This is a genomic window from Mesorhizobium sp. M7A.F.Ca.CA.004.12.1.1 (genome assembly GCF_003997835.1).
Lineage (GTDB): Bacteria > Pseudomonadota > Alphaproteobacteria > Rhizobiales > Rhizobiaceae > Mesorhizobium.
On sequence record NZ_RZRK01001456.1, the window covers coordinates 1 to 583 of the forward strand.

Sequence of the window (583 nt, forward strand, 5' to 3'; positions counted from 1 at the left end):
GTGCGGCGCAATGCGGCGAAAGACATCGAATGCGCCGGCGCGAAGCCGCCGTCGGCGACATTGAATTCATGCTCGAAGGCGGCGATGACCGACAGGCCGGTTGCGGCTTTCAAATCGGCCAGCGCCTCTTTGAGCATCGTGCGGGTGCAGCCGAGCCATGGGCTGCCATCGAGCTCGACGATGTCGCCGGCGACCATGTCGAACGGCGTCGCCGATCCGGTACGTGTCGTGCGAAAGCGCGCCTTGAGATCGGGGATAAGCCGCAGGTCGCCCGACGAGCCCCAGGGGTTGGGATCGACGATCGAGTTGAACGGCGTCAGCGACAGATTGGCCTGCAGCCAACCGACGCCGGTCGTGGCGGTCTTCTGCAACTTGCCTTCGGCAACGAAGCGGCCCCGCGTGACGGCGGAGAGATCCGTGGTGACGACGGCAACCAGAGGCTCGACAGTCGATGTCATGCCGGTTTTCCCAAAGCGTTGAAGCGGCCGACGACCGTGTCGGTATCGGCCACCCAGCAGTAGCCGCCGAAGGCCTTGAGCGCGATGTCGTGGCGTTCCTGCGTAATGGTGGCGCAGGCATCCGA

Annotated in this window: 2 pseudogenes; both read right to left on the bottom strand. The window is 65.0% G+C overall.

The annotated features are described in order from the left end of the window. A pseudogene (locus tag EN984_RS37010) lies at positions 1-458 on the bottom strand (glutamine synthetase); the annotation flags it as partial. Then, positions 455-583: pseudogene (locus EN984_RS39295) on the bottom strand (cysteine hydrolase); the annotation flags it as partial. The pseudogenes EN984_RS39295 and EN984_RS37010, both read right to left, overlap by 4 nt.